The sequence below is a fragment of the Lampropedia aestuarii genome (genome assembly GCF_004803635.1).
Lineage (GTDB): Bacteria > Pseudomonadota > Gammaproteobacteria > Burkholderiales > Burkholderiaceae_C > Lampropedia > Lampropedia aestuarii.
Map to the genome: position 1 here is coordinate 1 of NZ_SSWX01000074.1, position 295 is coordinate 295.

At 61.0% G+C, this 295-nt stretch carries 1 pseudogene; it reads right to left on the reverse strand.

The features are described 5' to 3' along the window. Positions 1-295, reverse strand: a pseudogene (locus E8K88_RS18235) (DUF1116 domain-containing protein); the annotation flags it as partial.

A 295-nucleotide genomic window follows, 5' to 3' on the forward strand; every position in this document is an offset into this window, starting at 1 on the left:
CGGCCCTTGACCTAGGATGGCCAAGTTCACCAATATGGGGTGTGTTGGCATGCCATTGATGCGGACATTGCCGGTGGCCTTGTCGAGTACCGCTTTGCGCTGCGCATGCAAGTCGGCGGGAAGGTGCGCCGCGTAGGCTTTGGCCAGGTCTGGGCAGAACACCAATGCTTGACCGCCCAGGCCAGCAAAGTCGACCACGGCACTATCGCCGATTGCACCCAGTGCGTTTTGCCATGTGTGCCCAGGTAAAAGGATTCCTTGCGGTGGAGTGGCCTGCACCACGTGCCAGCCGGAG